This is a genomic window from Paraburkholderia sp. GAS333, from assembly GCF_050435665.1.
Classification (GTDB): Bacteria; Pseudomonadota; Gammaproteobacteria; order Burkholderiales; family Burkholderiaceae; genus Paraburkholderia; species Paraburkholderia fungorum_A.
Genome location: NZ_JBNDKS010000002.1, coordinates 1,361,637 through 1,385,440, shown reverse-complemented (window position 1 = coordinate 1,385,440; position 23,804 = coordinate 1,361,637). Strand labels below are relative to the sequence as shown.

Here is a 23,804-nt window from a genome sequence, read left to right as displayed (position 1 = left end):
CTTCCTGTTCAGGCAGCCAACTTTGATAGGATCGGTCTCGGCCCGTAGTCGGGCTCATTTCTATCCATCAGCGGCGGGACATTCACGGTGCGCGTCAACCATCAGGCCTTTTTCTGCTCGCTGTTTGTCGCGCGTCTCGCCGATCAGATCCTGCTCTTTCTCGTCCCGCTAGTCGTATTCCAGACGACACGCCAGGTCTCGTGGTCGGGCCTGGCGTTCTTCATCGAAACGCTGCCGCGCTACCTGGTGTTCCCCTTCTTCGGCGCTTTGTGCGACCGCGTCTCGCCGCTTCGGCTGATGCGGGTCAGTCAGACCGTGCGCGCGCTCGTGTGTTTCGGCGGGATGCTCGGCTATGCACTGTTCGGCGGGATCGGCTGGCTGATCGCGCTGTCGGCGATAGCTGGCGTGCTGACGAGCCAGGGGCTTGTCGCGCGCGAAGTCATGCTGCCGCAAATCTTCAGCACGCAACAGTTTCAACGCGTACTCGCCTACTCACAACTCGCCGACCAGTTGGGCTTCGTGCTCGGTCCGATGCTGGCCGCGATGCTGCTCGGCCTGTGGCGCTGGCCATGGGTGGTCGCGGCAACCGGCCTGCTGTTTCTTCTCGCCGACGGCGCGCTGTTCCTGTGGCAACGCGCGAGCGGCTTCACCGGCAACCGGCTGCCGCCCGGCCCCGCAGGACACTGGAGCCTGCCATTGCGCATCGCGCTGCGCCACGTGGCGATGCTGCCCGGCCTCAAAAAGATCGTGCTGCTCGCGGCGGCTGAAAATCTGGTGATCGGCGTGACACTCGCCACCTCGGCCGCGATGGTCACCGGCTTCCACGCGCAGTCGAACCGCTACTACGCGGTGTTGCAAACTGCGGGCGCGGTCGCCACGGTGCTGATTCTGCTGACCATCGCGCGCACCGCGTGGCCGGCACGCACGCTCGGCCGCGTCGCCTTCGTGTCGATCTGCGTGGGCGGCGTGATCGCCGGGGCGAGTGCCGCGCCGTGGGGTTACGCGCTCGGCTTTCTGCTGATCGTCGGCTTCGACAAGATGTTCAACGTCTACATCCGCAGCGCGCGTCAGCGGATTATTCCGCCGCAGGACTTCGGCAAGACGACCGGCGTAGTGATCCTGCTGAACAACCTCACGCAGCCGCTCGCCGGCTTGCTGGTCACGCTGTTTCCGGCTCGCACGCAAACCGGCCCGCTGATCGTGGGACTTGCGCTGACGATGGGCGGCATCGGCATGGCGGTGACAGTCGGCTCAATGCTGTTGCGACGCAGGCACGCAATGCCGCCCGGAAAATGACAGCGTCTCTGTTTTATCTGTAGTTCTTCATTAAAAGCGGCAGACTCCGCCACTCGCCATTCAAACGCCCTTTTCAATATCGCGAATCAAGTCATTCCGCATTTTAATAGCCATTCCAATCGCATATTTACCCATTAATTAAACGGTCTTTCGATATCCGGCACTCATGCCGTTTAGAAAAAATTACCTTGACTCAGGTATTTTCGCATGACGGTGATTAAGAAACATTTACCCCTCCGCGTTGCTGAATCGGTGTCAACCCTATATCCCGCATGGCCCTCGCGCCTCAATGACGACGCGCAATAATTTGTATGAACCAAAAAGTGTGTGTAGACTGATTTCAGTAATCGCAATAAAACCAAATAGCACCAATCACAATTCAATTATCCAGCATGGAAATCGTCCGCAATTGAGCGCGCTGTCCGGCGACCCGATTCAGGATGACCATGAAAATGGAAAACCGGTGTTCCGGGAGCCTGAGAGAGGTTGCACAATGAAACGAAAATTGCTGTCATCCGGACTGATCGTCGCATTGACGTTCGGTTTGCCGTTGCAGCTCGCGAGCGCCGCGACGTACTCCAACGGCACGGCGATCGCCACCTTCACCGTCACACTCACGCTCAACGCGAACTGCTCGATCGCCGCCACGCCGCTGAACTTCGGCAGCAACGGCGTGCTCGCCACCGCCATCAACCAGCAGACCACGGTCTCGGTCACCTGCACCAACACCACGCCGTACAACGTCGGGCTCGACGCGGGCACGGTCACCGGTTCGTCGGTGACCGCCCGGCTGATGGCCGGCACGGCCACCGGCAACACCACTACCACCGTGGGCTTCGGGCTTTACCAGGACGCCGGCCACACGGTGCTGTGGGGCAACACGCAGGGCACCAACACGGTCAGCGGCACGGGCAGCGGCACGGCGCAGCCAATCACCGTGTACGGTCAGGTGCCCGCGCAATCCACCCCGAAGCCTGATACCTATCAGACCACCGTCACCGCCACGGTCTACTTTTGACGGGCCGCGCGAGCGCCATGAGCGCGACGCGGAACCAGAGGGCGCTACGCCGGCGACTCGTCGCCAGTGTGTGTGCAGGTGCGTGTGCGTGGAGTCTGGGCTTGCTGTCCGCCCACGCCGCGACGCTGCAGATCTCGCCGGTAATGGTCGATCTGCCGGCCGAGGCGAACGCGACCGGCATCACGCTGAAGAATCCTGGCGAGAAGCCTTTGTTCGGCCAGGTGCGCGTGTTCCGCTGGGATCAGGCGGACGGTGAGGACACGCTCACGCCCACCCAGGAGCTCGTCGCCAGCCCGCCGCTGATCCAGATCGCCGCGCATGCCGATCAACTGGTACGGCTGGTCCGCACCATGCCCGCGCCCACCTCCGCCGAGCAGGGGTATCGCGTGCTGATCGACGAGTTGCCCGAACCGGACACCGCGCCGACCAGCGGCGTGACGATCCGCTTGCGCTACTCGGTGCCGGTGTTCGTCGAACCCGCCGTCGATACCGGTCAGCCCCGGCTGTCCTGGCATCTGTCGCGCGACGCCCAGCACTGGACGCTGCGCGTCGACAACGCGGGCGGCAAGCGCGCGCAGATCGCCGCCGTGCAGCTGATCGATCACGCCGGCAACGCCTATCCGATCAACAAGGGCCTGCTCGGCTACGCGCTCGCCGGACGCGAACGGCACTGGCAGGTCACGCTGCCGGACAACGTCGCGCAGAGCGGTCCGCTGAAGGTGCGGGCAGCAGTCAACTCGCTGCCGGCCGAAGCCGCCGTGGCAGTCGAGTGAGTACGCGCCCGACACCGGCTGGCCTCCTCGCCCGTCGTCAGGCGAGGCCGGCTGCGGAATTCGACCGCGCCGCGCCCATAGGAACGGACACGATGCAGCGCCACGAAACCAATGAGAATGACACGACGGCAAAAACGTCATGGATGGAGGCCGCATGCCATTGCGCTCGCGACACTGCTTTATCTGCTGGGTGCGCAGCGGGCCGCCGCGCAAGCCCCGTTGCAATTCGCGGATACCGGCGTCGATGCGCGCGTCGCGGCGGGTGTTACAGCGGGAGCGGTTGTCGCGGCGAGTGCTGCAGCAGGCGTCCCGGCAGGCATTGACCTCGGCGGACCCAGCACCCAACCCGCCCCAATCAAAACCTCAGCACGCGCCGTAGCGGGCCGTGACCTGTATCTCGAAGTCATGCTCAACGGCCAGCGCACTTCGTTGATCTCACGCTTTCGCGAGCAGGACGGCAAGCTCAGCGCGAACGCGAAAGATCTAAGCGACATCGGCATCGCCACCGACAAGCTCGGCGCCGCCGACAGCGCATCGCTCGAACTCGACCAGATCGCGGGCCTGCGCTACCACTACGACGCAGCCGCGCAAAGCATCGACCTGGTGGTGCCCGACGCGATCCGCAAGCCGTACACGTTCGACACGCGCGAGCTGACGCAGACGCCGAACGCGACCTCGTCGCGCGGCTTTCTGATCAACTACGACGCGTTTGCCCAGACTCAATCCAATGCGCAACTCGCGCTGTGGAGCGAAGAACGCTACTTCGACCCGACCGGCGTGCTGAGCAACACCGGCATCGCGTACCTGTACAGCGACCTGCACCGCTACGTCCGCTACGACACGTCGTGGAGCATGTCCAACCCCGCGACGCTCAGCACCACGCAGATCGGCGACACCATCTCGTCGTCGCTCGACTGGACCCGCTCGTTTCGGATCGCCGGTTTCCAGTGGCGCAGCAACTTCGCGCTGCGCCCCGACCTCGTGACCTTCCCGCTGCAGTCACTGTCGGGGACCGCTGTGGTGCCGTCGGCGGTGGATCTGTATATCAACAACGTGCGGCAATTCACCGGCAACGTGCCGAGCGGACCGTTCATCGTCAACAACGTGCCGGGCATCACCGGCGCGGGCGAAGCGACGGTGATCACGCACGACGCGCTAGGCCGCACGATTTCGACCACGCTGCCGCTCTATGTCGACACCCGCATGCTGGCTGCAGGTCTGTCGAGCTATTCGTTCGAAGCGGGTTTCCTGCGCCGCAATTACGGTGTCGATTCGTTTTCGTACGATCCGCGTCCGGCGGTGAGCGTCACCGCGCGGCGCGGCGTCACCGATTCGCTGACGCTGGAAGGCCACGCCGAAGCCACCGGCGGACTCGTCAACGCGGGCGCGGGCGGGCTGGTGCGGATGGGCATGGCGGGCGTGGTCAGCGGTTCGGTGTCGGGGAGCGCGGGCAAGCTGAACGGCACCCAGGTCGGCATCGGCTATCAACTGATCGAGCCGCACTTCTCGATCGATGCGCAGACCTTGCGCGCCTACGGCAACTACGGCGACCTCGGCGCGCGCGACGGCACCCCCGTGCCCACCGCCACCGACCGGGTGACGCTGGCGCTGCCTTTCTTCAGCCGTCAGACGGTCTCGCTCAGCTACATCGGCTACCGCTTTCCGGGCATTCCTTCTTCGCGGATCGGCTCCCTGTCGTACACGGTGAACTTCGGCAACCTCGCGTCGCTGACGTTGAGCACCTACAAGGATTTTCTCCAGCACGATTCGCAAGGCGTGTTTCTGACCGCGAGCTTCGGCCTCGGCAACAACACCGCGATCAACACGAGCGTGGGCCGGCAGAACGGCCAGTCCACCTACAACCTCAATGCGCAGCGGCCACCCGATTACGCGGGCGGCTGGGGCTGGGGCGTGCAGGCAGGCGGAACGGGCGCGATACCGTACCGGCAGGCGCAAGGGCAATATCTCGGCAAATACGGCGAGGTGACAGCCATCGCGCAGGACATCGACCGGCAGGCGAGCGCGTCGCTCGACATGAGCGGCGCCGTGGTGTTCATGGACGGTACCGTGCAGCCGGCCCGCCGGATCGACGACGGCTTTGCGCTGGTGTCCACCGACGGCGTCCCGAACGTGCCGGTGCTGCACGAAAACCGCGTAATCGGCACGACCGACAGCGGGGGGCATTTGCTGATTCCTGATCTGAACGCGTACCAGCACAACCAGGTCGCGATCGACAGCATGAATCTTCCCGCCGACGCGCGCATTGCTTCCGTTTCGATGGATCTGGTGCCGAAGTCGCACGCGGGGGTGCTGGCGAGCTTCCGCATGTCGCGTTACAGCGCGGCTTCGATCATTTTGCGTGAGGCGGACGGCAAGCTGATGCCGCCGGGCACCCGCGTGCATCACGTGGAAAGCGGCGCCGACACGATCGTCGGCTATGACGGTTTGACGTTCATCGAGAAGCTGCAGCGGGACAACCATCTGGAGATCGAAAACGGCGGTGACGGCGACGGCCACGGCGCCGTGCGATGCGCTGTCGAATTCACCTACGAGCGCCCCGCCGACGGCACGCTGCCGACCATCGGCCCGTTGACCTGCCGCTCCGGAGCAACCAGCCGTGCCTCCGGCAGCGAAGCCCAACCCGCGCGGACGGCACCGCCCGCAGCCACCACATCGGCGGCGCAATGAGACGGGCCGTGCTGCGTCTCGTCGTGCTGCTCGGCCTGTGCGCGCTACTCGGCCTGCTGCCGCGCGCCGCCAGCGCGCAAACCTGCTCGGCGACGCCGTCCGCGCTGAGTTTCGGCAGTGTCAGCCCGATCGCGCTTAGCCCGGTGTCCGCAACCGGCAGCATTCTCGTTCAATGCACATGGCCCTCGGTCACGCTGCTGCCCAGCGTGCAGGTCTGCCTGAACATGGCCGGCCCGGTTGTCCGCTCGATGCTGAGCGGCAGCAACCAGTTGCAATACGGCCTGTATCAGGACACCAACAACTCGATCGCGTGGGGATCGACCGCACTCGGCACCACGCCGATTTCGCTGATTCTCGACAAACCGTTAACCGGCGTGACTACCTCGACGACCGTGAATTACTACGGCCAGGTAGCCTCGAACCAGCCGACCGTGCCGACCACCGGCAACAGCACCACCACCTATTCGGACCTCGACTCGCAGCTCACGGTGAATTACGCGTTCTTCCTGCTTCTGTCGCCGGGATGCGCCGGCGCGACGACCAGCAGCGCCGGCGGCGCATTCAATGTCACCGCAATGGTGACCAACAATTGCCTGATCAGCGCGACGAACATCGCGTTCACCGCAAGCGGCGTGCTTAAGTCCGCGTTGAGCGCGACCGGCGCGATCACGGCTCGCTGCACCAATGGCGATGCGTTCCAGATCGCGCTGAGCGGCGGCTCGACCAACAACGTCGCCGCCCGTCAGATGCAGCGCTCGGGCGGCGGCGGCGCGGTGAATTACCAGCTTTACGTGGATTCGGGACATGCGACCGCGTGGGGGAACGGCAGCGCGGGCACCTCGATGGCAACCGGCACCGGCACGGGCAATCCGGTGTCGATCAGCGTGTATGGGCTCGTACCGGCGCAGAGCACGCCGATGCCCGGCAGCTACAGCGACTCGATTACCGCGACGATCAGCTTCTGAGGACGGGCGACCTGGCTTGTATTAGAAATTGACGGTCCAGACGGTTTGCTGGGCGTCGCCGGTGGCGGCATAGGCGACTGGCTCCGACCGGGCCGCGCCGGGATCGACGGAGACAAGCGGATCGAAACCGGCCTGGCCGATCTGGAACGGCGCGCCGTGAAGGCAGGACACGACCGGCTGATTCAACGCGTCGATCACGCCGTCGGCAGATTGAACGATGCAGGCTTCCTGCACCGTCAGACTGACGTTGATCGAGGCCAGTCCGAGCGGCGCGGCCTGAGAGGCCGGCGGCGCCAGCAGTGCGAGAGAAATTGCCGCCGATGCAGCGGCCAGATTGCGGGACATCATACTGTTCGTGAGTCGGTGTTCGTAAATCGGTTGACGATGCAAGGTCGATGCCGAACATGTCGGCATTTCTCTCCCGAAACTTTAGGTTTGCGGTGCGGCAAAAAACTAGATCGCCTCGCACACCACGGTGAATTTCAGCAACTGCGTGGCCCCGAACGTGTTGCTGATCGCGACGTCGGCGGCGTCCCGGCCCCGCGCCATCAATACCCGCCCGGTGCGCGGCGCGTGATTGCGCGGATCGAAAGTTTGCCAGCATCCGCCAATATACGCCTCGAACCACGCGGCAAAATCCATCGGCGCGTAGGGCGGCGGCAGACCGACATCGCTGATATAGCCGGTGCAATAGCGGGCCGGAATGTTCATCGCCCGGCACAGGGCCACGGCGAGATGCGCGTAGTCACGGCACACGCCCCGCCGCTCCTGCCACGCCTGCCACGCGGTTTTGGTGGGCCGCGCGAAGTCATAGCCGAACTGGATGTGGTTGTGTACGTACTCACAGATCGCATCGACGCGGACGCGGCCGAGCGGCAGCGAGCCGAAGGTCTGCCACGCGAATTCGGACAGCAGGTCGGTTTCGCAATAGCGGCTGCCCAACAGGAACATCAACGTGTCGTTGGGCAACGCTTCGACCGGATGCTGCTCGATAAACGGCGGTCGCTGCTCCGGTTCGGACGACACCTCGAGCATTGCGTTGGTCGAGAAAGAAATTTTCCCGGGCGGCGCAAAAAGCCGGCTGCACAGGTTGCCGAAACCGTCGCGATACTGGCTGATCGGCAACGGCGGATCGACCATCAGCAGATCGGGACTCAGCATCTCTTTCGCGTGCGAAAAGTGCGTGTTCAGCATCAACAACATCGGCGTCGGTTGCACGCACTCGTAGACCAGTTCGTAGCCAACGCGCAATTTCATCGCAGCGCCCCTAATTGAAACGTTCGGTTGATGCTTCCCGTTCGCACGATGTCGACGTGAGTGGACATCCGCGCAAACGGGGTATTTGGCACGCGGTCGATTGCGTTGTTCTGTTTGGGAATTCTGGAAACGCGCGGCCATCACAGATTGGCGGACGCGCTGCGCGACGGATGCGTCGAATGCCGCTGCCGCAGCGGATGAAATTCGTGCAGCAAGGCGTGGGCCTGGGAAGGCTGACGAACGACAGCGAACCACCACGGGACTCGAAGGTGCTCAGCCTCGATCGGGAAAACGACGGGCCAGCTTACACCCGCCATATTCATTTGCAGCGTTCATCTGGATAACTGCGCAACGCGCGGAAGTTATCAACAGAATCTGTTCGCAAATCTGTGCATAACTATCCGGCAAAACCTGCAAGCCGTTGATGCAATTGCCGTTTTTGATGCGACATCGATGTTGGGCAGATCCCGTCACCGTGGTGCGTCATTTCGCACCACGCTGCACCACGCCGGGCCTCCTCCGCTCATTCTTGCACGCTGCCTCGCGCGCCGCCTGTCGCTTCCTGCGCGGCGGGCGCGTGACGCGCTTCGTCGCGCCACTGCTGCCGAGAACTGATCATCCGCCGCACAGCGAGCCGCGTCATCCTGACCCAGCCGGAAGGCCGCGGATCGGCCAGCATGCTCAACGCACGCGCATAGTCGAGCGTGAGACCGGGCGTCCACGCCATCGTCGCCGCGCGCTTGCGCAGTTGCGCGGCCACCCACAACTCCGGTGTCGTGACGACGCGCCAGAACGGCCGCCATCCGCCGAGACTGCCCCATACGCGCGCCGACGCGCCCTCGATCGCGGCTTCCAGTGCGCGCGAGACCGTGCTCGAACAGTTGCGATGCGTGAGGTTATAAGTCGTGTCCTGTCGATACGCGTCCCAGAAACGGCGCAGGCGCTCGGGATCGTAATTGCGGATGCGCACCTGAATCGTCGACGGACACCACGCCTTCGATTCAGTCGCGTAATCGGGCTGAAAAACGCCCGGCACATCGTTCTCGCGGGTGGCGCGCAGAAGCCGCGTGAAGTCGTCGGGAGAGCGATCGATTTCGACGCCCGGGTACAGGCTGATGTAAATGCCCTCGGGCGATTCGAGCGCGGCATGGCCGGTCGAGATCACGCCGTTGCGATCCACCGCTGCAATATAGCGGTCGACGATCAGCTGCCGCCGCGCTTCGCTTTTGGCGGAGCCGACCGGCGTCCACACGTGTACGGTGAGCGCGGCTTCGTCGGCGGCGGGCGGGCCGTCCCATTCGGTTTTGAACGGAACGCCTCGCGTGGTCGAGCCGACCGTTGCGTGTGCATCGCCGGACGCGACCGCCGGATTCGACGCGAGCCGCCGCACTCGCGTGCTCAGCAGAATCAGATTCCAGCCGCCGAACATCAGGCCGAGGCCGAGGCAATACGGCACGGTGCCGACGTAATGCGTGGGAAAAGGCTGGAAGAAGAAAATCGCCAGCGCGATTTCGAGTGCGCCGCCCGCCACCGCGAGCCGCCACGTGCGGTAGCGCACCACTCGGGCAGAGACGATTTGCAGCACGCCGTCGGCCAGAAACAGCGTGCCGAAAATCATCGACAGAATGAAGTTGCCGTGATGATGACCGGCCAGAATCAGCGCCGCCGCGAAGCAGAACGCGAGACCCTTCACGTAGCGCAGCGTGCGCTGCCCGCCCATGCCGGTCCAGGCGACCGCGAGCGTGCCGATGCCTTCGAGCAGCAGCAACAACGCAAATGGCGTAATCGGGAAATAAAGCGCGTTATCGAGGGCGTCGACGAACACTACGACGCCGAGCACCAGGCTCACCCAGCCGACGATCTGCAACGATCTCCAGCGAGTGCGCAGGTAATCGACGCCCAGCAGGATCATGACGAGACGGACCATCGCAAGCCCTCCGTGACCGGTACGCACTTCCGAACGTCATCTTAACCACATTCAGAATACCGGCAGCGGACGCGATGGCATGCCGCCTCGCCCGATTTCGCGATGCTCCGGCGAATCAGGCCGCCGCAGCTTGCGGCATCGCCTCGCCCTGTTCGCCGCCCAACGCGTCGAGCAGATGGGTCAGCATGCGGTCGAGTTCGGCGGTCATCAGCGTGACGTCGGAGTCGAAACGCTCGTCGTCATTCTGCGCGGTGGGGTCGCTCGCTTCCTTCAGCACGTCGAGTGCCGCAATGCGCTTGATCGTCAGCGACGGCGTCAGCACGAACGACACGCGGTCGTTCCACGTCATCGCGAGCCGCATGCACTGCTTGCCGGCTTCGATATGACGGCGCATATCGTCGGCGTCCAGCGTGTGTCCGACATAGCGCACGGTGGCGTTGCCCTCGTTGGGCGAACGCAGTTCGGTGTCCTGGTCGAGCGTGAAGCCCGCGGGGCCTTCGCCGGAAAGCAGCCACTCCGTCATCGCCGCGACCGGCGATTGCGTGACGCGCACGGTGCCGAGCGGCAACTGATCGATCGATTTCACCAGCAGACCGCGCACTTCGTCGGCAACGGCTTGCGACGCCGCATCGATCACCAGCCAGCCGTTTTTGCAATCGATCCACACACGCGTATCGCGGCGGATGCTGAACGCGCGCGGCAGCAGTTCGTCGGTGACCTGCTCCTTGAGTTCGCGCATCTGCTTGCGGCCAGGTTTGAAACCCTGCTGATCTTCGAGTTCGAGCGCGCGCTCCTTCGTCACCTGGGTGACGACCGACGCGGGCAGCAGTTTCTTTTCGGCGCGGAACACCAGCAGCATCTGGCCGTTGAGCGCGTACACGAGCGAGTCGTTATCGCGCGGCGACGCCCAGCCGTGGCTTTGCATCTCGACGCTGTTGCCGGGCGCAAACGCGTGCGGCGCGAGCCACTTCTGCATCTGTTCGGGGGTGACGGACCACGGAGCGGGAAGACGGTGAAGCTGAAGGTTTTTGAACCACATGGGCGAGGTCGTTTCCGGGCAAAGCGCGTCATTCTATCTGACGGAAGAGCCGGGCGCGCTCGAATGCTGGTAACGAAATTGCATGGTATTTTCAAATTTCAAATGAAAATCCTTTAACCGATAGACCGATTATCAAATGCAATCGTTAGCCGGAGAATGCGTTTCATCAACTTCATTCACCGAATCAGCTTCTCTGGAGATCGCCATGTCTACCGCCCAACTTTCCCGGATCGCCCGCCACGCGCTGCTTGCCGTCGGTCTCGCCGGTGCTCTCGCGGCTTCCAGTGCGCATGCCGCAAGTGCGACGGACGACACCGCTCTGCCCGTCCCGCACCACGTCGCCGTCGACACCACGTCCGCGCAAAGCGAAGCGGTCGTGCAAACCGCGCGGCGCTACGCCGCCTTCTGGAATACCGGCGACGAAGCCTGGGCAAAGCTTGCGCTGTCGCCCGAGTTTGTCGACCGGACGTTGCCGGACGGCCGGCCGCAGGGTCCGCAAGGGCCGCTGACGGCATCGAAGGGATTCAGGGCGGCAGTGCCCGACCTGCACGCGGAAATCGACGACCTCGTGGTGGCCGGCGACCGCGCATCGGTCCACCTGCATTTCTACGGACACTTCACGGGCCAGTTTCAGAATCTGCAAGGCAACGGCCAGAAAGTCGATTTTCAGGCGTTCGATCTGTACCGCGTGAAAGACGGCCGTATCGTCGAAAACTGGCACCTGGAGGACAACCTCACGCTGCTCAAACAGCTCGGCGCGATCAAGCCATAGTGGTTTTGCCGTATCCGTCCGGGGCCGCGTTGTGCATGCAAATCGCCTAGACTTTCTGACAGGCACGCGACCAAGACGGAGGCGGCCATGGCCGACGAAACCGCACCCTGGCAGACGGTGGACTATGAGGGCTTCGAGATTCACGTCGTGACGCTTCAGAAAGACCCGCCCGATGCCGCCCACGCGGCGTCGGCACCACCGGCGCGCTATACGTATGCCGGGTATGTCTGTCATCCGGGCGCCGATCCGGCCATTCCGGGCCACGCGGTGCCGTTTCACGCGGACGGCGAAGAGAGCTTCGCCAGCAAGGACGATGCGCTCTACGAAGGGGTTCACGTAGGACGCAGCATCGTGGAAGGCACGCATCCCGATCTGACGGTGCTGCCGCTGGTGACCGGCGGCGTGTGATGCGTGCAATGCGGGTGCAATGCGCGCGAGGAGTAACCCTCAGCTAAATGCCCGCTTGATCCGCGATTTGAGCAGCGCGCGCCGCAGACGGCCGGTGCGCTCAGGCTCGCTCACCGCCTGCCCGCCTTCCACGACCGTGCCGCGTCGCAGGAAGTAGCGGTCGAAGGTCGCCTGCGTCATGCCCCACTTGTTGAGGAACTGACGACGCCCGTCGTTCTTCACCACTTTGCCGGTGCTCTTCTGCTGAAAGTGATACACGAGACTGTCGCCGACGCCGACGAACACACGACAGCCGGCGTCCCACAGCTTCATCGAGAAATCGTTGTCGCTGCTCATGCCGGGGCTCAATTCGCTGCTATATCCGCCGACCTTGAACCACCAGTCGCGATGCACGAGCGTAGGCGGCCATGTCGCGCCGCGCCAGTCGGCGCGCGCCAGCTTCGGGGTGGCGGCGACGAGTTCCTCGGCGCGGAAATTCTCCACGTCGCGGCCGAAGTTCTGCACGACCACGCACGGGTTGCCGGAGTCGACCGGCTCGACCATCGTGCCGGACAGCATGAACAGGTTGTCCGCCGGCATCTGCGCGAGGCGCTTGACCAGCGCGTCGTCCCAGCCGGGGCAGCAGTACATGTCGTCGTTCATGTAGACGATGTAGTCGTGCGTGGCGCGCGCCGCCGCGATGTTGACCGCGTGGCAGATGCCGATATTGCCCGGCGACGCCGTGTGCTCGATGCCCTCGTCGCGCACCCACGCGAGCGTGCCGTCCGAGCCGTCGTTGACGTGCACGATGATCTGATGCGAGTGCGTCGAATGACGTCGCAGGCTCTCGATCACGAGGCGCAGATAAGGCAGGTTGTTCCAGGTCGGGATGATGATTGAGAACATCGAATGGCAATTCCGTAAGGGTGACGGGTGACGGGCAACGAATGACGCGCGCAGGCGGATCGTGCCGCCCAGGCGCGACGTGGATCAGTTGCGCCCGCTCTGGTCGTCGGGCGTCCCGTCGAACGGCTTGTTGAACGTGAGCCGGGCCGGCAGATCGGGTTCCCAACCTTCGAGGTCTTCGAACGGATAACGGCCCAGCGCGTACAGCACGCGCTTGAAGCGGCTTTTGAACGGCGCGCGCGGCACATTGGGCAAGCTGCCAGGCGCCGCGCTGGCGGTCTGCCGGATATAGTCGCGCGTGAAATCGCGCTGTGAAATGCCCCACTTCATCAGAAACTCGCGGCCGCCGCGATTACGGCGGATACGTCCGGTCGATTTGCAGCCGAAGTGATAAATGCGGCTCGCGCCGACCGAGCGGAACACGCGGCAACCGACGAGCCACAGCTTCATCAGGAAATCGTCGTCGCTGCTCATGCCCGGTCCGAACTCGATGCTGTAGCCGCCTACCGCATGCCACAACTGACGGCTGATCAGCATCGGCTGCAACGCCACGCCGTTGCGATCGGCCGCTTTCATGCCCGCGACGTAGGCGAGCAAACCCGCTTCGTCGAAATTGTCGGGACCGGTGCCGAAGTTCGCCGCCGTCACGTTGACATTGCCGGTGTCGGTCGGCTCGATCAGCACGGATGACAGATACGCCGACGAATGCCCGAGCGAGCGCAGGCTCGCCTCGAACGCGAGGTCCCAGCCCGGCGTACAGAACATGTCGTCGTTCAGGAACAGAATCCAGTCGTGCGTGGCGAGCCGCGCCGCGTCGTTCAGCGCAAGGCAGACCCCGACGTTGCCCTGGCTCATCGTGTGGCGAATGCCCTCCGAGCGAACCCAGTCGAGCGTGCCGTCCGAGCCGTCGTTGACGTGCACGATGATCTCGTGGTCGAACGCCGAGTGACGGCGGACGCTGTCGATGCACAGCTTCAGATACGGCAGATTGTTCCAGCTCGGAATCAGGATACTGAACATGGAGGGATCGAAAGTCTCATTGAGTGGAGTCGCGCGCTGAATGGCCGGGCGCGCTCGCCGAGGCCGGAGCGGGAGCCGGTTCGGTTGCCTTTCCGGTTCCGCTTGCGGCGATAGCACAGGTTTTGTCCGCATACGCGCAGCACGCGGCAAGAATGCCGATGACCGTGGCATACACCGACACCGTCATTTTCAGATCGAAGGTTTCGACGCTCAGCCCGAAGATCCAGAACGACACGATGAAGGTTAGTCCCATCAGCGCTGCCCGGCGCGCGGGCAAGGCCGGCGCGTTCAGACGCCGCCAGAAGATGATGCCCGGCACGATGTAAATGGCCAGCACCGCAAGCCCGCCGACCATCCCGTAGTCGGTCATGTACGCAAACATCTGATTATGAACTTCGCCGCGCCCCAGTTGCGCGGCGGCGGGCGTGAGCAGCCCTTCTTTCGCAAACGACTGCATGCTGTTGCGGAAGCCGTCGCCGCCCAGACCCAGCACCGGATGGCTCCTGACGATGCGGGCCGCCGCCTCGTACAACTGCAGCCGGATGCCCATCGGCGTGTCCTTGTCGCCGTGCGTGTACTTCACGAGGTCCGACGACACATCGCCGACGCGGTCGCGCACGGTCGGCGAAAACGCGTAGACGCCAGCCAGGATTGTTACGAGCACCAACGGAAATACCACTTTCCACTTGCGCGACCGGTCACGGCTGGGCATGTACAGAATCATCGCCGCCACGACCGGGATCGCGATCCAGCCGCCGCGCGAGCCCGTCATCAGCGATGCGGCCAGCCCGGCGAACAGGCCGCTCACCTTGACGATACGCACGAACAGGCCATCCTTGTGCCACCAGTTCACCGACATGACGGACAGCGCCCCCATGGCCAGAGCGATATCGCCGAAGTGAATTGGATTCAGAAAGTAGCTGCCGAGCCGGCCCAAGCCCCAATCGCGCGGCACGATCAGCAGAATGCCGAGCGATACGAGCGCGGCCAGCGCGAACGACAGATCGCTCCACGCGAGCGTGCGCGGCAAGCTGCGGCGCAACACGAGGAAGAACGGTGCGGCGGCAAAGAAACGGGAAGGCGAATCCAGTGTGTTGGCGATGATCGCGCCGTGCCAGACCCCTGCAAGCAGCACGGCGAAAAACGGACACGCGGTGCCGATGCACAGCGCGAGATCGGTACGGTCCCACTTGAACGACGGCAGGCCGGTCCAGCTATTGGGGGCAAAAAGAAGACCGAGTGAAACGAGCGCGGCCGCAATCGACAACGCACTGCCTGCACCGTGTATCAGCAGGCTGGCCGACGGATACGTGAGCAGGAATAACGCTGGTAGCAGGCTTCGTGAGTTGACGCTCAGAGAAGATATTTTGGCGGGCGTCGACATGTCTTATAAATTTAACCGGCCGCTGTGTCAGTTGACGCTCGACCGGGTACGATGGCCCCGCCATTGTACCGGGTTCCCGACCTTATCCGATTAATGTGCCGGGCTCGCAACCTGCTGCCGCACGCCAATCGCACAGACATTTCCGCACCGGCTGCGACGCGGGCGCGGGCCGGCATCCGGCCGCCACCAGGCTGGCACGGGCTGGTAGCATACGAAACTCCTCATTCCGCCGCCGCGTACCGCCGACGTCACCGCGCGGCGCGCGTTTCATCGGCGGCGAAACCCGAATTTCTGCCATTCCGAGCAATGAACCGATTGATGTGCGCGCTCTACCGCAGCGCGCCTGCCGCACTGAAAAAAGCCGTGGATAAGGCCGTCGACCGCTCCGTGCGCATTCCCTGGGCGGGTGTCGCGCACGAGCCTGAAGTGTTTCTACGCAAGACTTCGCGGGCGAAGATCGTCAAGAAGTATCTTCACAAGCACCTGCTGCTCCGCTGGCGCGGCCAGGCCCGCCTCGAACTCCAGAGCACCGCCGCAGTCAGGCGGCTGCTGTGGATCTACACCGGCAAACGCAATTTCGGCGATGCGACGATGGACATGTCGGGCCGCGCGCTGCTGAAGGGCCGGGGCGTCGACATCGACCTGTTCACGCTGCCGAACCTGCACAAGCTGTTCGAAGAGGACGATATTTTTCAGAACGTCTATTCCGACTTACAGCAACTTTCCGGCCGCACCTACGACGCGATCGTGATGTCGGAATACAACCTGCCGTCCATCAAGCTGAAGGCGCGGCAGTTCCGGCATCTGCCGTATGTGTGCCTGTTCCAGTACTTCTATGGACCGGACCGCAACCAGACCACCTTCAGCTACGCCGCGGTCAATCACGCATTTGGGCTGGGGTATCCGGACGCCGGCATCGTGTCGATGAGCAAGCCCTATCTGGCGGCGAAGGCGTCCACGCGTGAATCGGTGCGCGCGTTTCTGCCGGGCAGCAAGTTTCTGGCGCTCGCCGTGGGCGGGCTCGATGCAAACCGGACTTACCGGCATTGGGGGGCGTTGCTGGACCTCATCGACCGGTCGGACGAGCGCGGCATGCCGAAGCACGTCGTGCTGCTCGGGTCGGACAATGGATTGGTCATGGCCGAGGACCTGCTGAAACGGACCTTCAGCACGCTGACGATCAGTTCGCTGGTCGGGCAGTTGAGCTTGCTGCAATCGCGCGAAATGGCGGCGCAGGCGAGCCTCTTCGTGGGCGCGGACGGCGGCTTGATGCACGTCGCTCATTCCACGCCGACGCCGAGCGTCTCGCTGTTTTCAGATCGCGAGCCGCCCTATCTGCGCCTGACCGAACAGTGCCATTCGATCGGCATTCAGAGCACCGGCGACGTCGACGAGATCGCGCCGACGGAGATCATGAACGCGATCCGCACGCAGTTATCTGCAACGGGTAAGCCTGAGGTTGCCGCTTAGGTGGGAGCGCCAGGGAGGTTCGCCTCCCCGGTCTCCGTATGGCGGGCTGCGAACTTAAGCCGCGTTCTGCTGGAACTGGATGCGGTGCAAATGCGCATACAGCCCGTCTTGCGTCAGCAGCTCGCGATGGCTGCCACTTTCGACAATACGCCCGGCTTCCATCACCAGAATCCGGTTGGCGCGCTCGATGGTCGACAACCGATGCGCGATCACCAGCGTCGTGCGGCCCTTCATCAGCGTTTCCAGCGCGGCCTGCACGTGACGCTCGGACTCGGAATCCAGCGCGGACGTGGCTTCGTCGAGAATCAGGATCGGCGCGTCCTTGTAGATCGCGCGCGCGATGGCGAGACGTTGCCGCTGACCGCCCGACAGCATCATGCCGTTGTCGCCGACCAGCGTCTCGATGCCGTTCGGCATGGCTTCGACCGTGTCCCACAGGTTGGCCGCGCGCAGCGCCGCCTTGACCTTCTCCGCGTCGGCCACCTGGCCGTACGCGACGTTGTTCGCGACCGTGTCGTTGAACAGCACGACGTCCTGGCTCACCATCGCGATCTGGCTGCGCAGCGCGTGCAGGTCGTATTCGGGAATCGCAACGCCATCGACCAGAATCGCGCCGCCGGTCGGATCGAAGAAGCGTGGCAGCAGATTCACCAGCGTGGTCTTGCCGCTGCCCGACGGCCCCGCCAGCGCGACCATTTCGCCCGGCGCGATCTTGAACGACACCTGCTCGAGCGTGTGGCGATTGTGCGTGGCGTTCGCGCCGTACGTAAACGTCACGTCGCGGAACTCCACTTCGCCGCGCGCACGATCGAGCGGCTTGCCGCCGCCTTCCGGCTCGGACGGCTCGTCGATCAGACCGAAGATCAGCTCGCACGCCGTCATGCCGCGTTGCAGCGGCTGGTTCACGTCCATCAGATGCTTGAGCGGCGAAATGATCAGCAGCATCGACGTGACGAACGCGACAAAGCCGCCGACCGTGGTCTGATCCGACGACGATTGCACGACCGCGATCGTGATCACGACGGCCAGTGCGATCGACGCGAGGAACTGCGTCAACGGTTGCGCGAGGCCGCCGGACACGGATACGCGCATCGCGTAGCCGCGCAGAAGCTTGCTCATTGCCTCGAAGCGGTTCATTTCGTATTGCTGGCCGTTGTGAACCTTGACGACCTTATAACCGCCCACCGATTCCTCGACGATGTACGACAGTTGATTGGTTAGCAGTTGTTGCTCGCGGTTGAGGCGCCGCAGCCGGCGGTTGATCTTGCCAACCAGCCAGCCGATCGCCGGAAGCAGTACCGCGACGATCAGCGTCAGACGCCAGTTCAGATAGAACAGATAGCCGAGCAGAAAAATCACGGTGAGCGAATCGCGCACCAGCGTGACCAGCACGCTCAGCAGCACGTTCAGGATCTGGTTCACCTCGAAAACGATCGCGTTGATCACCGTACTCGCGGTTTCGCGCTGAAAGAACGCTACGCTCGTGTGGATCATGCGGCTGAACATCTTCAGGCGCAGCTCAAGCAGGATCTTGTTCGTCACATAGGCAAGCAGATAGCCGGACGCGTATTGCGACAGGCTGCGCACCAGTGCGAGGCCGATCACCGCCGCCGGCACGAACCACTTGGTCTTGCCGCTGGCATGCGCGCCGAAGCCCTTGTCCAGCAGCGGCTTGAGCAATGCCGGGATCGCCGCGTCCGTGGCGGCGCTGACGGCCATTGCGATAATCGCGCCGAGAAGAATCCAGATCAGCGGTTTGATATACGGCCAAAGTCGACTCATGACGACGGCAGGTGACGAACCCTCGCCGGAACCGATGGTTTTGCTTAACGTAGACTTCGCGCTCAAGGAATCCTCTGTGAATGCGGGACAGCAACCACGCGGCGGGCGGGATGTCCGCCGGGTGGGGTATCAAAAGACGCCATTGTAAACGGTTGGGGATGGCGTGATGGCCGCGAACCGTGCGGACTTGCGCGGGCTCGCGACCCGGCATGGGCGGGCATTCCCCGCCCGTATTCCGACTCGCATGCTGGCGAGCTGGCGTAACGCCGGTAGCACTGCGCTGTGTATACTCGCGAAAACCGTCGGCGGAGGCACTTTTCGGCTTAATTGAGGCTGATCAACTCCCACCTGCTGGCACCCGCCACTTCGTCGTTTAGTCCCGTTTTCCACGCTCCCACGTACTTCAGGTATGCAAGAAACCACACTCGGCGTCGCCATCATCACTAAAAACGCGGCGGCGCGACTGGCCGAATGCCTGCAAGCCGTGGCGTTCGCCGATCAGATCGTCGTGATCGACGGCGGCAGCACCGACGGCACCGCCGACATCGCCCGCGCACACGGCGCGCGCGTGATCGAGCAAACCGACTGGCCGGGCTTCGGCCCGCAAAAAAACCGCGCGGTAGCTGCGCTCAGCACAAGCTGGGTTCTATCCATCGACGCAGACGAAATCGTCTCGCCGGAACTGGCCTCGGCGATCCGCGCAGCGCTCATCACGCCTACCGCCGACGTCTACGCCGTCGACCGCCTGTCGAGCTTCTGCGGACACTGGATTCACCACAGCGGCTGGTATCCGGACTGGATCCCGCGTCTGTTCAAACGTGACGCGGCGCGCTTCTCCGACGATCTGGTACACGAGCGCCTGGTATTCGACACGCCCGCGCAGCATCTGACCGGCAAGCTGATGCACTACTCGTACGAGGACTTCGAAGGCGTCTTGCGCAAGCTCGACGCCTATTCGACGGCGGGCGCGCAGCAACGTCATGCGGCAGGCAAGCGCGGCAGCTTCGGCAAGGCGCTCGGACGCGGTGCGTGGGCGTTCGTGCGGACCTACCTGTTACGGCGCGGCTTTCTGGACGGCCGCGCGGGTTTCATGATCGCGGTATTCAATGCGGAGACTGTGTACTACCGGTTTTTGAAGCTGGCGCGGTTGGGGGAGAAGGGATAGCGGTGAGGTGGGTTGAAGAGCGTGGGGGCAACGCGGTTTGCCCCCTTGCAGACCCGGGCGCTACGCGTGGAACGCACCGGAGCCGGAATAAGCCACTAGGTCCTTACCTCGCCTTTTACCTTACTCGAACCTGAGTCTGTAAAGACTGAGCCTGAGCCTCAGCCGAAGTCCGGGTCCGCGTGAAAACACCGACACGAACACCGCCCCGACCAACCCGCCCACCGTCAATAAACAATCTCGATCGAGCTTCCTGCAAACTCGCCGCGCAACGCCGCGAGCAGTTCGTCGGTCGGCTTCACGCGCCAGGCGTCGCCCAGGCGCATCTCGCCTTCGGCGTTTTCGCTGCGATAAACCACCTGCACCGCCAGCCCGTTAGGAATCTGCACCGCCTGACGCTGACGGTCACCATACCCGCCACCATTACGCCCGCCTCCGCCGCCACGCGACGAAACCGCCGGCGCCGCTGCTTGCGGCTCATCCTTACCCGCGCTATGCGCTTCGAGCACGCGACGCAACGCCAGCGCGTCTGCATTGCCGTTCATCTGCACCTTGACGGCCTCGGCATAACGGCAGCGCGCGCGGCCGAGATCCATCACCGTTTCGACGGTAAAGCGGATGCCGCCCGTGAACGCATCATTCCGCGCCTGCCCCTGGACGACCAGCAATTCGTCTTCCTTGAACAGATGCTTGTGCGCCTCGAACGTCTCGTTGAAGACCGTCACTTCGCATTGACCCGTGCCGTCGTCGAGCAGCGCGATCAGCATCTTGCCCCGCTGGGTCATCTGCGTGCGCATCGACGCGATCACGCCTGCGACCAGCTTGTCACGCCCTTCCTTCAACTCGCCGATTTTCTGACGCACAAAACGCCGCACTTCGCTCTTGTAAGCGTCGAACAGGTGGCCCGACAGATAGAAGCCGAGCGCGGCCTTCTCTTCCTGCAGCTTCTTCTTTTCCGGCCATTCGGGTTCGTCGACAAGTTCATGACCTTGCGACGGCGCGTCGCCCATGTCGAACAAGCCTGCCTGCGACGCATTCGCGGCCGCCTGCTCGGCGGCCTCCATCGCGAGCGAAACGGATGCGATCAGTTGCGCGCGATTTGCGTGCAACGTGTCGAACGCACCGGCGCGGATCAACGCCTCGACCGTGCGGCGATTGACGACGCGCCGGTCGATCCGGTTGCAGAAATCGAAAATGTCGATAAACGGACCGTCTTCACGCGCGCGCAGAATTTCTTCGATCGCGTTCTGACCGCTACCCTTGATTGCGCCGAGACCGTAACGGATCGTCTTCGACTTCTTGCCGTCAGGTTCCGCAACCGGCTCGAAGCGATACGCGGACTGGTTCACGTCCGGCGGCAACACGGCCATCTTGTTCGTCAGACAGTCTTCGAACAGGATCTTGACCTTGTCGGTGTCGTCCATGGCGAGCGACATATTCGCCGCCATGAATTCGGCCGGATGGTGCGCCTTCAGCCACGCGGTGAAGTACGCGAGCAGCGCATACGCGGCCGCGTGCGACTTGTTGAAGCCGTAGCCCGCGAACTTCTCCATCAAGTCGAAGATTTCGTCGGCCTTCTCGGCGGTCAGACCGTTCTTCGCGGCGCCCTGGCGGAACAACTCGCGATGCTCGGCCATTTCCTCGGCCTTCTTCTTACCCATCGCGCGACGCAGCAAGTCGGCGCCGCCCAGCGAATAGCCGCCGATAATCTGCGCCATCTGCATCACCTGCTCCTGGTAGACCATGATGCCGTAGGTCTCTTTCAGAACAGATTCGACGCGCGGGTCCGGATACTCGACCACTTCGCGGCCATGCTTACGCGCGCAGAAGCTCGGGATCAGGTCCATCGGGCCCGGACGGTACAACGCGACGAGCGCGATGATGTCTTCGAAACGGTCGGGCTGCGCGTCTTTCAGCATGCCCTGCATGCCGCGGCTTTCCAGCTGGAATACGGCGACCGTATTCGCTTTCTTCAGGATCGAGAACGACGCCGGATCGTCGAGCGGCACCTGACCGAGCGACCAGTCCTGCTTCGACGGATCGAGACGGCGGATATAGCGCTCGGCCCAATCCAGAATGGTCAGCGTGGTCAGACCCAAAAAGTCGAACTTCACGAGACCGACGGCTTCGACGTCGTCCTTGTCGTACTGACTCACGACGCCGCTTTCGTCGCCCTGCGTGTATAGCGGACAAAAATCGGTCAGCTTGCCCGGCGCGATCAGCACGCCGCCCGCGTGCATGCCGACGTTACGCGTGAGGCCCTCCACGCGCTGCGCGAGTTCGAGCAGTTGATGCACTTCGTCTTCGTTGTCGAAGCGCTCCTGCAACAGCGGCTCTTCCTTCATCGCGTCGGCAATCGTGACGTGCTTGCCGGGCTTGAACGGAATCAGCTTCGCGATGCCGTCGGTGAACATGTAGCCGAGATCGAGTACCCGGCCGATATCGCGCACCGCCGCCTTCGCCGCCATCGTGCCGAACGTCGCGATTTGCGACACCGCGTCCGCGCCGTATTTCTCTTTCACGTACTGGATCACGCGATCGCGGCCGTGCTGGCAGAAGTCGATGTCGAAGTCGGGCATCGAGACCCGTTCCGGATTCAGAAAACGTTCGAACAGCAGGTTGTAGCGCAGCGGATCGAGGTCGGTCACGCCGAGCGCATAAGCGACCAGAGAGCCCGCGCCCGAACCCCGGCCCGGCCCGACCGGCACGCCGTTGTTCTTCGCCCAGTTGATAAAGTCCGCAACGATCAGGAAGTAGCCCGGAAAGCCCATCTTGATGATCGTGCCGCACTCGAAATCGAGGCGCTGGTAATAAGTCTCACGCTGTGCAGAGCGCTCGGCTTCGTCCGGATAAAGCTGTTCGAGACGCTTTTCGAGGCCCTCTTTCGACAACTGCACGAGATAGTCGTCGAGCGACATGCCGTCGGGCGTCGGGAACAGCGGCAGTTTCGGCTTGCCGAGTTCGAGCGTGAGATTGCAGCGTTTTGCAATTTCGACCGTATTGGCGAGCGCCGACGGAATGTCGGCGAACAATGCAGCCATTTCCTCCTGCGTGCGGAAATACTGGTCACCCGTAAAGCGCTTCTGGCGACGCGGATTCGCGAGAATGTCGCCTTCGGAAATACACACGCGCGCTTCGTGCGCGGTGAAATCGTCGGGCGTCATGAACTGCATCGGGTGCGTGGCGACCACCGGCAATTTCAGCGACGCCGCCAGCGCAACCGCCTGCTGCAGGTAATGCTCACCGCCCGGCTGACCGCTGCGCTGCAACTCAATGTAGTAGCCGTTCGGAAACACCTTCGCCCAATGCAGCGCATTGCGCTTCGCCGCTTCTTCATTGCCTGCGGCAAGCGCGAGGCCAACGTCGCCCTGCTGTGCACCGGACAACGCGAGCAGACCTTCGCCGAGACCGGATTCGAGCCAGCCGGCTTCGACTTCCGCGCGTCCACGGTATTGATTCGTGAGCGATGCCTTGCTCAGCAATTCGCACAAATTCAGGTAGCCGCGCCGGTCTTTGACCAGCAGCAGCAAACGGGAAGGCTTATCGCGGTCGTCGGGATTGGTGATCCAGACGTCGCAGCCGGCAATGGGTTTGACCCCTTTGCCACGGGCTTCCTTATAGAAACGGACGAGGCCGAACGCGTTGCCGAGGTCGGTGAGGGCGAGCGCTCCCTGACCGTCTTTGGCCGCGGCCTTGACGACGTCGTCAAGGCGCACGATGCCATCGGCAATCGAGAATTCGGAGTGGACGCGGAGATGAACGAAGCGGGGATCTGACATGGGCGACATTGTAACTCCAGCCTCGCGGAGTTTTCAGGCCGGAACGCGACGTTGGCCGTTCGGCCTGGGGCACCGATGCGTCACCGCACCGCACCCACTTTAATCACATGTCTGCGGACGTTACTCACAGCCGTTCGCGGCAATTTTTTCCGCAAGTTAGTGAGCGGTTTGCTCTAGCG

The 23,804-nt window shown here is 63.3% G+C and carries 19 protein-coding genes; 10 read left to right on the top strand and 9 right to left on the bottom strand.

Features of this window, described 5'->3' with window-relative positions:
• Nucleotides 1–87: 87 nt before the first annotated feature.
• The 5 genes from ABH945_RS15305 to ABH945_RS15285 all read left to right on the top strand — a co-directional run bounded on the left by ABH945_RS15305 (nucleotide 88) and on the right by ABH945_RS15285 (nucleotide 6,740).
• Nucleotides 88–1,296, top strand: coding sequence for an MFS transporter (locus tag ABH945_RS15305; protein WP_429251022.1), 1,209 nt, complete (start codon nucleotides 88–90; stop codon nucleotides 1,294–1,296).
• A 493-nt stretch (nucleotides 1,297–1,789) separates the two neighbouring features.
• Complete coding sequence (locus tag ABH945_RS15300) at nucleotides 1,790–2,314, top strand: Csu type fimbrial protein (RefSeq protein ID WP_074763470.1); 525 nt, start codon at nucleotides 1,790–1,792, stop codon at nucleotides 2,312–2,314.
• A 17-nt stretch (nucleotides 2,315–2,331) separates the two neighbouring features.
• Nucleotides 2,332–3,087, top strand: coding sequence for a fimbrial biogenesis chaperone (locus ABH945_RS15295; RefSeq protein ID WP_429251021.1), 756 nt, complete (start codon nucleotides 2,332–2,334; stop codon nucleotides 3,085–3,087).
• Nucleotides 3,088–3,204: 117 nt separating this feature from the next.
• Nucleotides 3,205–5,775, top strand: a complete 2,571-nt coding sequence (locus ABH945_RS15290) for a fimbria/pilus outer membrane usher protein (protein ID WP_429251020.1) — start codon at nucleotides 3,205–3,207, stop codon at nucleotides 5,773–5,775.
• Nucleotides 5,772–6,740: a Csu type fimbrial protein gene (locus ABH945_RS15285; RefSeq protein ID WP_074763468.1), complete on the top strand. Its 969-nt coding sequence runs from the start codon at nucleotides 5,772–5,774 to the stop codon at nucleotides 6,738–6,740. Before ABH945_RS15290 ends, ABH945_RS15285 begins: the two co-directional genes overlap by 4 nt.
• 21 nt (nucleotides 6,741–6,761) lie before the next feature.
• Here the strand turns inward: ABH945_RS15285 and ABH945_RS15280 are convergent, their stop codons facing one another.
• A complete protein-coding gene (locus tag ABH945_RS15280) occupies nucleotides 6,762–7,085 on the bottom strand; it encodes a hypothetical protein (protein WP_429251019.1) in 324 nt (107 codons plus the stop codon).
• A 108-nt stretch (nucleotides 7,086–7,193) separates the two neighbouring features.
• The gene (locus ABH945_RS15275) at nucleotides 7,194–7,997 is read right to left on the bottom strand and encodes a transglutaminase-like domain-containing protein (RefSeq protein WP_074763466.1); all 804 of its coding nucleotides are present in this window, start codon (nucleotides 7,995–7,997) and stop codon (nucleotides 7,194–7,196) included.
• Between the two features lie 179 nt (nucleotides 7,998–8,176).
• On the opposite strand from ABH945_RS15275, the gene ABH945_RS15270 reads away from it, so the two are divergent.
• Nucleotides 8,177–8,341 (top strand): hypothetical protein, encoded by a 165-nt coding sequence (locus ABH945_RS15270; protein WP_171910200.1) that lies wholly within the window; start codon nucleotides 8,177–8,179, stop codon nucleotides 8,339–8,341.
• A gap of 179 nt (nucleotides 8,342–8,520) precedes the next feature.
• On the opposite strand, the gene ABH945_RS15265 is transcribed toward ABH945_RS15270, so the two are convergent.
• Together ABH945_RS15265 and ABH945_RS15260 are read right to left on the bottom strand one after the other, a co-directional pair.
• Nucleotides 8,521–9,924: an HdeD family acid-resistance protein gene (locus tag ABH945_RS15265; protein WP_429251018.1), complete on the bottom strand. Its 1,404-nt coding sequence runs from the start codon at nucleotides 9,922–9,924 to the stop codon at nucleotides 8,521–8,523.
• Nucleotides 9,925–10,039: 115 nt separating this feature from the next.
• A complete protein-coding gene (locus ABH945_RS15260; RefSeq protein WP_429251017.1) occupies nucleotides 10,040–10,963 on the bottom strand; it encodes a recombination-associated protein RdgC in 924 nt (307 codons plus the stop codon).
• A gap of 205 nt (nucleotides 10,964–11,168) precedes the next feature.
• Here ABH945_RS15260 and ABH945_RS15255 point away from each other — a divergent pair, with 205 nt between their 5' ends.
• Together ABH945_RS15255 and ABH945_RS15250 are read left to right on the top strand one after the other, a co-directional pair.
• Nucleotides 11,169–11,735, top strand: coding sequence for an ester cyclase (locus tag ABH945_RS15255; RefSeq protein WP_429251016.1), 567 nt, complete (start codon nucleotides 11,169–11,171; stop codon nucleotides 11,733–11,735).
• An 87-nt stretch (nucleotides 11,736–11,822) separates the two neighbouring features.
• Entirely contained in the window at nucleotides 11,823–12,143 is a 321-nt protein-coding gene (locus ABH945_RS15250; protein ID WP_429251015.1) for a hypothetical protein, read from the top strand.
• A gap of 39 nt (nucleotides 12,144–12,182) precedes the next feature.
• Here the strand turns inward: ABH945_RS15250 and ABH945_RS15245 are convergent, their stop codons facing one another.
• The 3 genes from ABH945_RS15245 to ABH945_RS15235 all read right to left on the bottom strand — a co-directional run bounded on the left by ABH945_RS15245 (nucleotide 12,183) and on the right by ABH945_RS15235 (nucleotide 15,432).
• Nucleotides 12,183–13,028 carry a glycosyltransferase family 2 protein gene (locus ABH945_RS15245; protein WP_429251014.1) on the bottom strand — a complete coding sequence of 282 codons (846 nt, stop codon included), beginning with the start codon at nucleotides 13,026–13,028 and terminating at the stop codon, nucleotides 12,183–12,185.
• An 84-nt stretch (nucleotides 13,029–13,112) separates the two neighbouring features.
• Complete coding sequence (locus tag ABH945_RS15240) at nucleotides 13,113–14,048, bottom strand: glycosyltransferase family 2 protein (RefSeq protein ID WP_429251013.1); 936 nt, start codon at nucleotides 14,046–14,048, stop codon at nucleotides 13,113–13,115.
• A gap of 16 nt (nucleotides 14,049–14,064) precedes the next feature.
• A complete protein-coding gene (locus ABH945_RS15235) occupies nucleotides 14,065–15,432 on the bottom strand; it encodes an O-antigen ligase family protein (RefSeq protein ID WP_429251012.1) in 1,368 nt (455 codons plus the stop codon).
• Nucleotides 15,433–15,738: 306 nt separating this feature from the next.
• Here ABH945_RS15235 and ABH945_RS15230 point away from each other — a divergent pair, with 306 nt between their 5' ends.
• Entirely contained in the window at nucleotides 15,739–16,902 is a 1,164-nt protein-coding gene (locus ABH945_RS15230) for a glycosyltransferase family 9 protein (RefSeq protein ID WP_429251011.1), read from the top strand.
• A gap of 54 nt (nucleotides 16,903–16,956) precedes the next feature.
• Here ABH945_RS15230 and msbA read toward each other — a convergent pair whose 3' ends face one another.
• Nucleotides 16,957–18,750: a lipid A export permease/ATP-binding protein MsbA gene (gene msbA / locus ABH945_RS15225; RefSeq protein ID WP_074763458.1), complete on the bottom strand. Its 1,794-nt coding sequence runs from the start codon at nucleotides 18,748–18,750 to the stop codon at nucleotides 16,957–16,959.
• Nucleotides 18,751–19,093: 343 nt separating this feature from the next.
• Here msbA and ABH945_RS15220 point away from each other — a divergent pair, with 343 nt between their 5' ends.
• Nucleotides 19,094–19,849 carry a glycosyltransferase family 2 protein gene (locus ABH945_RS15220; protein ID WP_429251010.1) on the top strand — a complete coding sequence of 252 codons (756 nt, stop codon included), beginning with the start codon at nucleotides 19,094–19,096 and terminating at the stop codon, nucleotides 19,847–19,849.
• A 224-nt stretch (nucleotides 19,850–20,073) separates the two neighbouring features.
• Here the strand turns inward: ABH945_RS15220 and dnaE are convergent, their stop codons facing one another.
• On the bottom strand, nucleotides 20,074–23,634 hold the full coding sequence (gene dnaE / locus ABH945_RS15215) for a DNA polymerase III subunit alpha (protein WP_429251009.1): 3,561 nt from the start codon (nucleotides 23,632–23,634) through the stop codon (nucleotides 20,074–20,076).
• Nucleotides 23,635–23,804: the final 170 nt, after the last annotated feature.

Bases quoted from the DNA above. Each gene is read 5' to 3' on its own strand.
- ABH945_RS15265 (WP_429251018.1), bottom strand. From the start codon at position 9,924: ATGGTCCGTCTCGTCATGATCCTGCTGGGCGTCGATTACCTGCGCACT.
- ABH945_RS15250 (WP_429251015.1), top strand. From the start codon at position 11,823: ATGGCCGACGAAACCGCACCCTGGCAGACGGTGGACTATGAGGGCTTC.
- ABH945_RS15285 (WP_074763468.1), top strand. From the start codon at position 5,772: ATGAGACGGGCCGTGCTGCGTCTCGTCGTGCTGCTCGGCCTGTGCGCG.
- ABH945_RS15240 (WP_429251013.1), bottom strand. From the start codon at position 14,048: ATGTTCAGTATCCTGATTCCGAGCTGGAACAATCTGCCGTATCTGAAG.
- ABH945_RS15245 (WP_429251014.1), bottom strand. From the start codon at position 13,028: ATGTTCTCAATCATCATCCCGACCTGGAACAACCTGCCTTATCTGCGC.
- ABH945_RS15260 (WP_429251017.1), bottom strand. From the start codon at position 10,963: ATGTGGTTCAAAAACCTTCAGCTTCACCGTCTTCCCGCTCCGTGGTCC.
- ABH945_RS15255 (WP_429251016.1), top strand. From the start codon at position 11,169: ATGTCTACCGCCCAACTTTCCCGGATCGCCCGCCACGCGCTGCTTGCC.
- ABH945_RS15275 (WP_074763466.1), bottom strand. From the start codon at position 7,997: ATGAAATTGCGCGTTGGCTACGAACTGGTCTACGAGTGCGTGCAACCG.
- dnaE (WP_429251009.1), bottom strand. From the start codon at position 23,634: ATGTCGCCCATGTCAGATCCCCGCTTCGTTCATCTCCGCGTCCACTCC.
- ABH945_RS15270 (WP_171910200.1), top strand. From the start codon at position 8,177: ATGCCGCTGCCGCAGCGGATGAAATTCGTGCAGCAAGGCGTGGGCCTG.
- ABH945_RS15220 (WP_429251010.1), top strand. From the start codon at position 19,094: ATGCAAGAAACCACACTCGGCGTCGCCATCATCACTAAAAACGCGGCG.
- ABH945_RS15300 (WP_074763470.1), top strand. From the start codon at position 1,790: ATGAAACGAAAATTGCTGTCATCCGGACTGATCGTCGCATTGACGTTC.
- ABH945_RS15295 (WP_429251021.1), top strand. From the start codon at position 2,332: ATGAGCGCGACGCGGAACCAGAGGGCGCTACGCCGGCGACTCGTCGCC.
- ABH945_RS15290 (WP_429251020.1), top strand. From the start codon at position 3,205: ATGACACGACGGCAAAAACGTCATGGATGGAGGCCGCATGCCATTGCG.
- ABH945_RS15230 (WP_429251011.1), top strand. From the start codon at position 15,739: ATGAACCGATTGATGTGCGCGCTCTACCGCAGCGCGCCTGCCGCACTG.
- ABH945_RS15280 (WP_429251019.1), bottom strand. From the start codon at position 7,085: ATGTCCCGCAATCTGGCCGCTGCATCGGCGGCAATTTCTCTCGCACTG.
- ABH945_RS15235 (WP_429251012.1), bottom strand. From the start codon at position 15,432: ATGTCGACGCCCGCCAAAATATCTTCTCTGAGCGTCAACTCACGAAGC.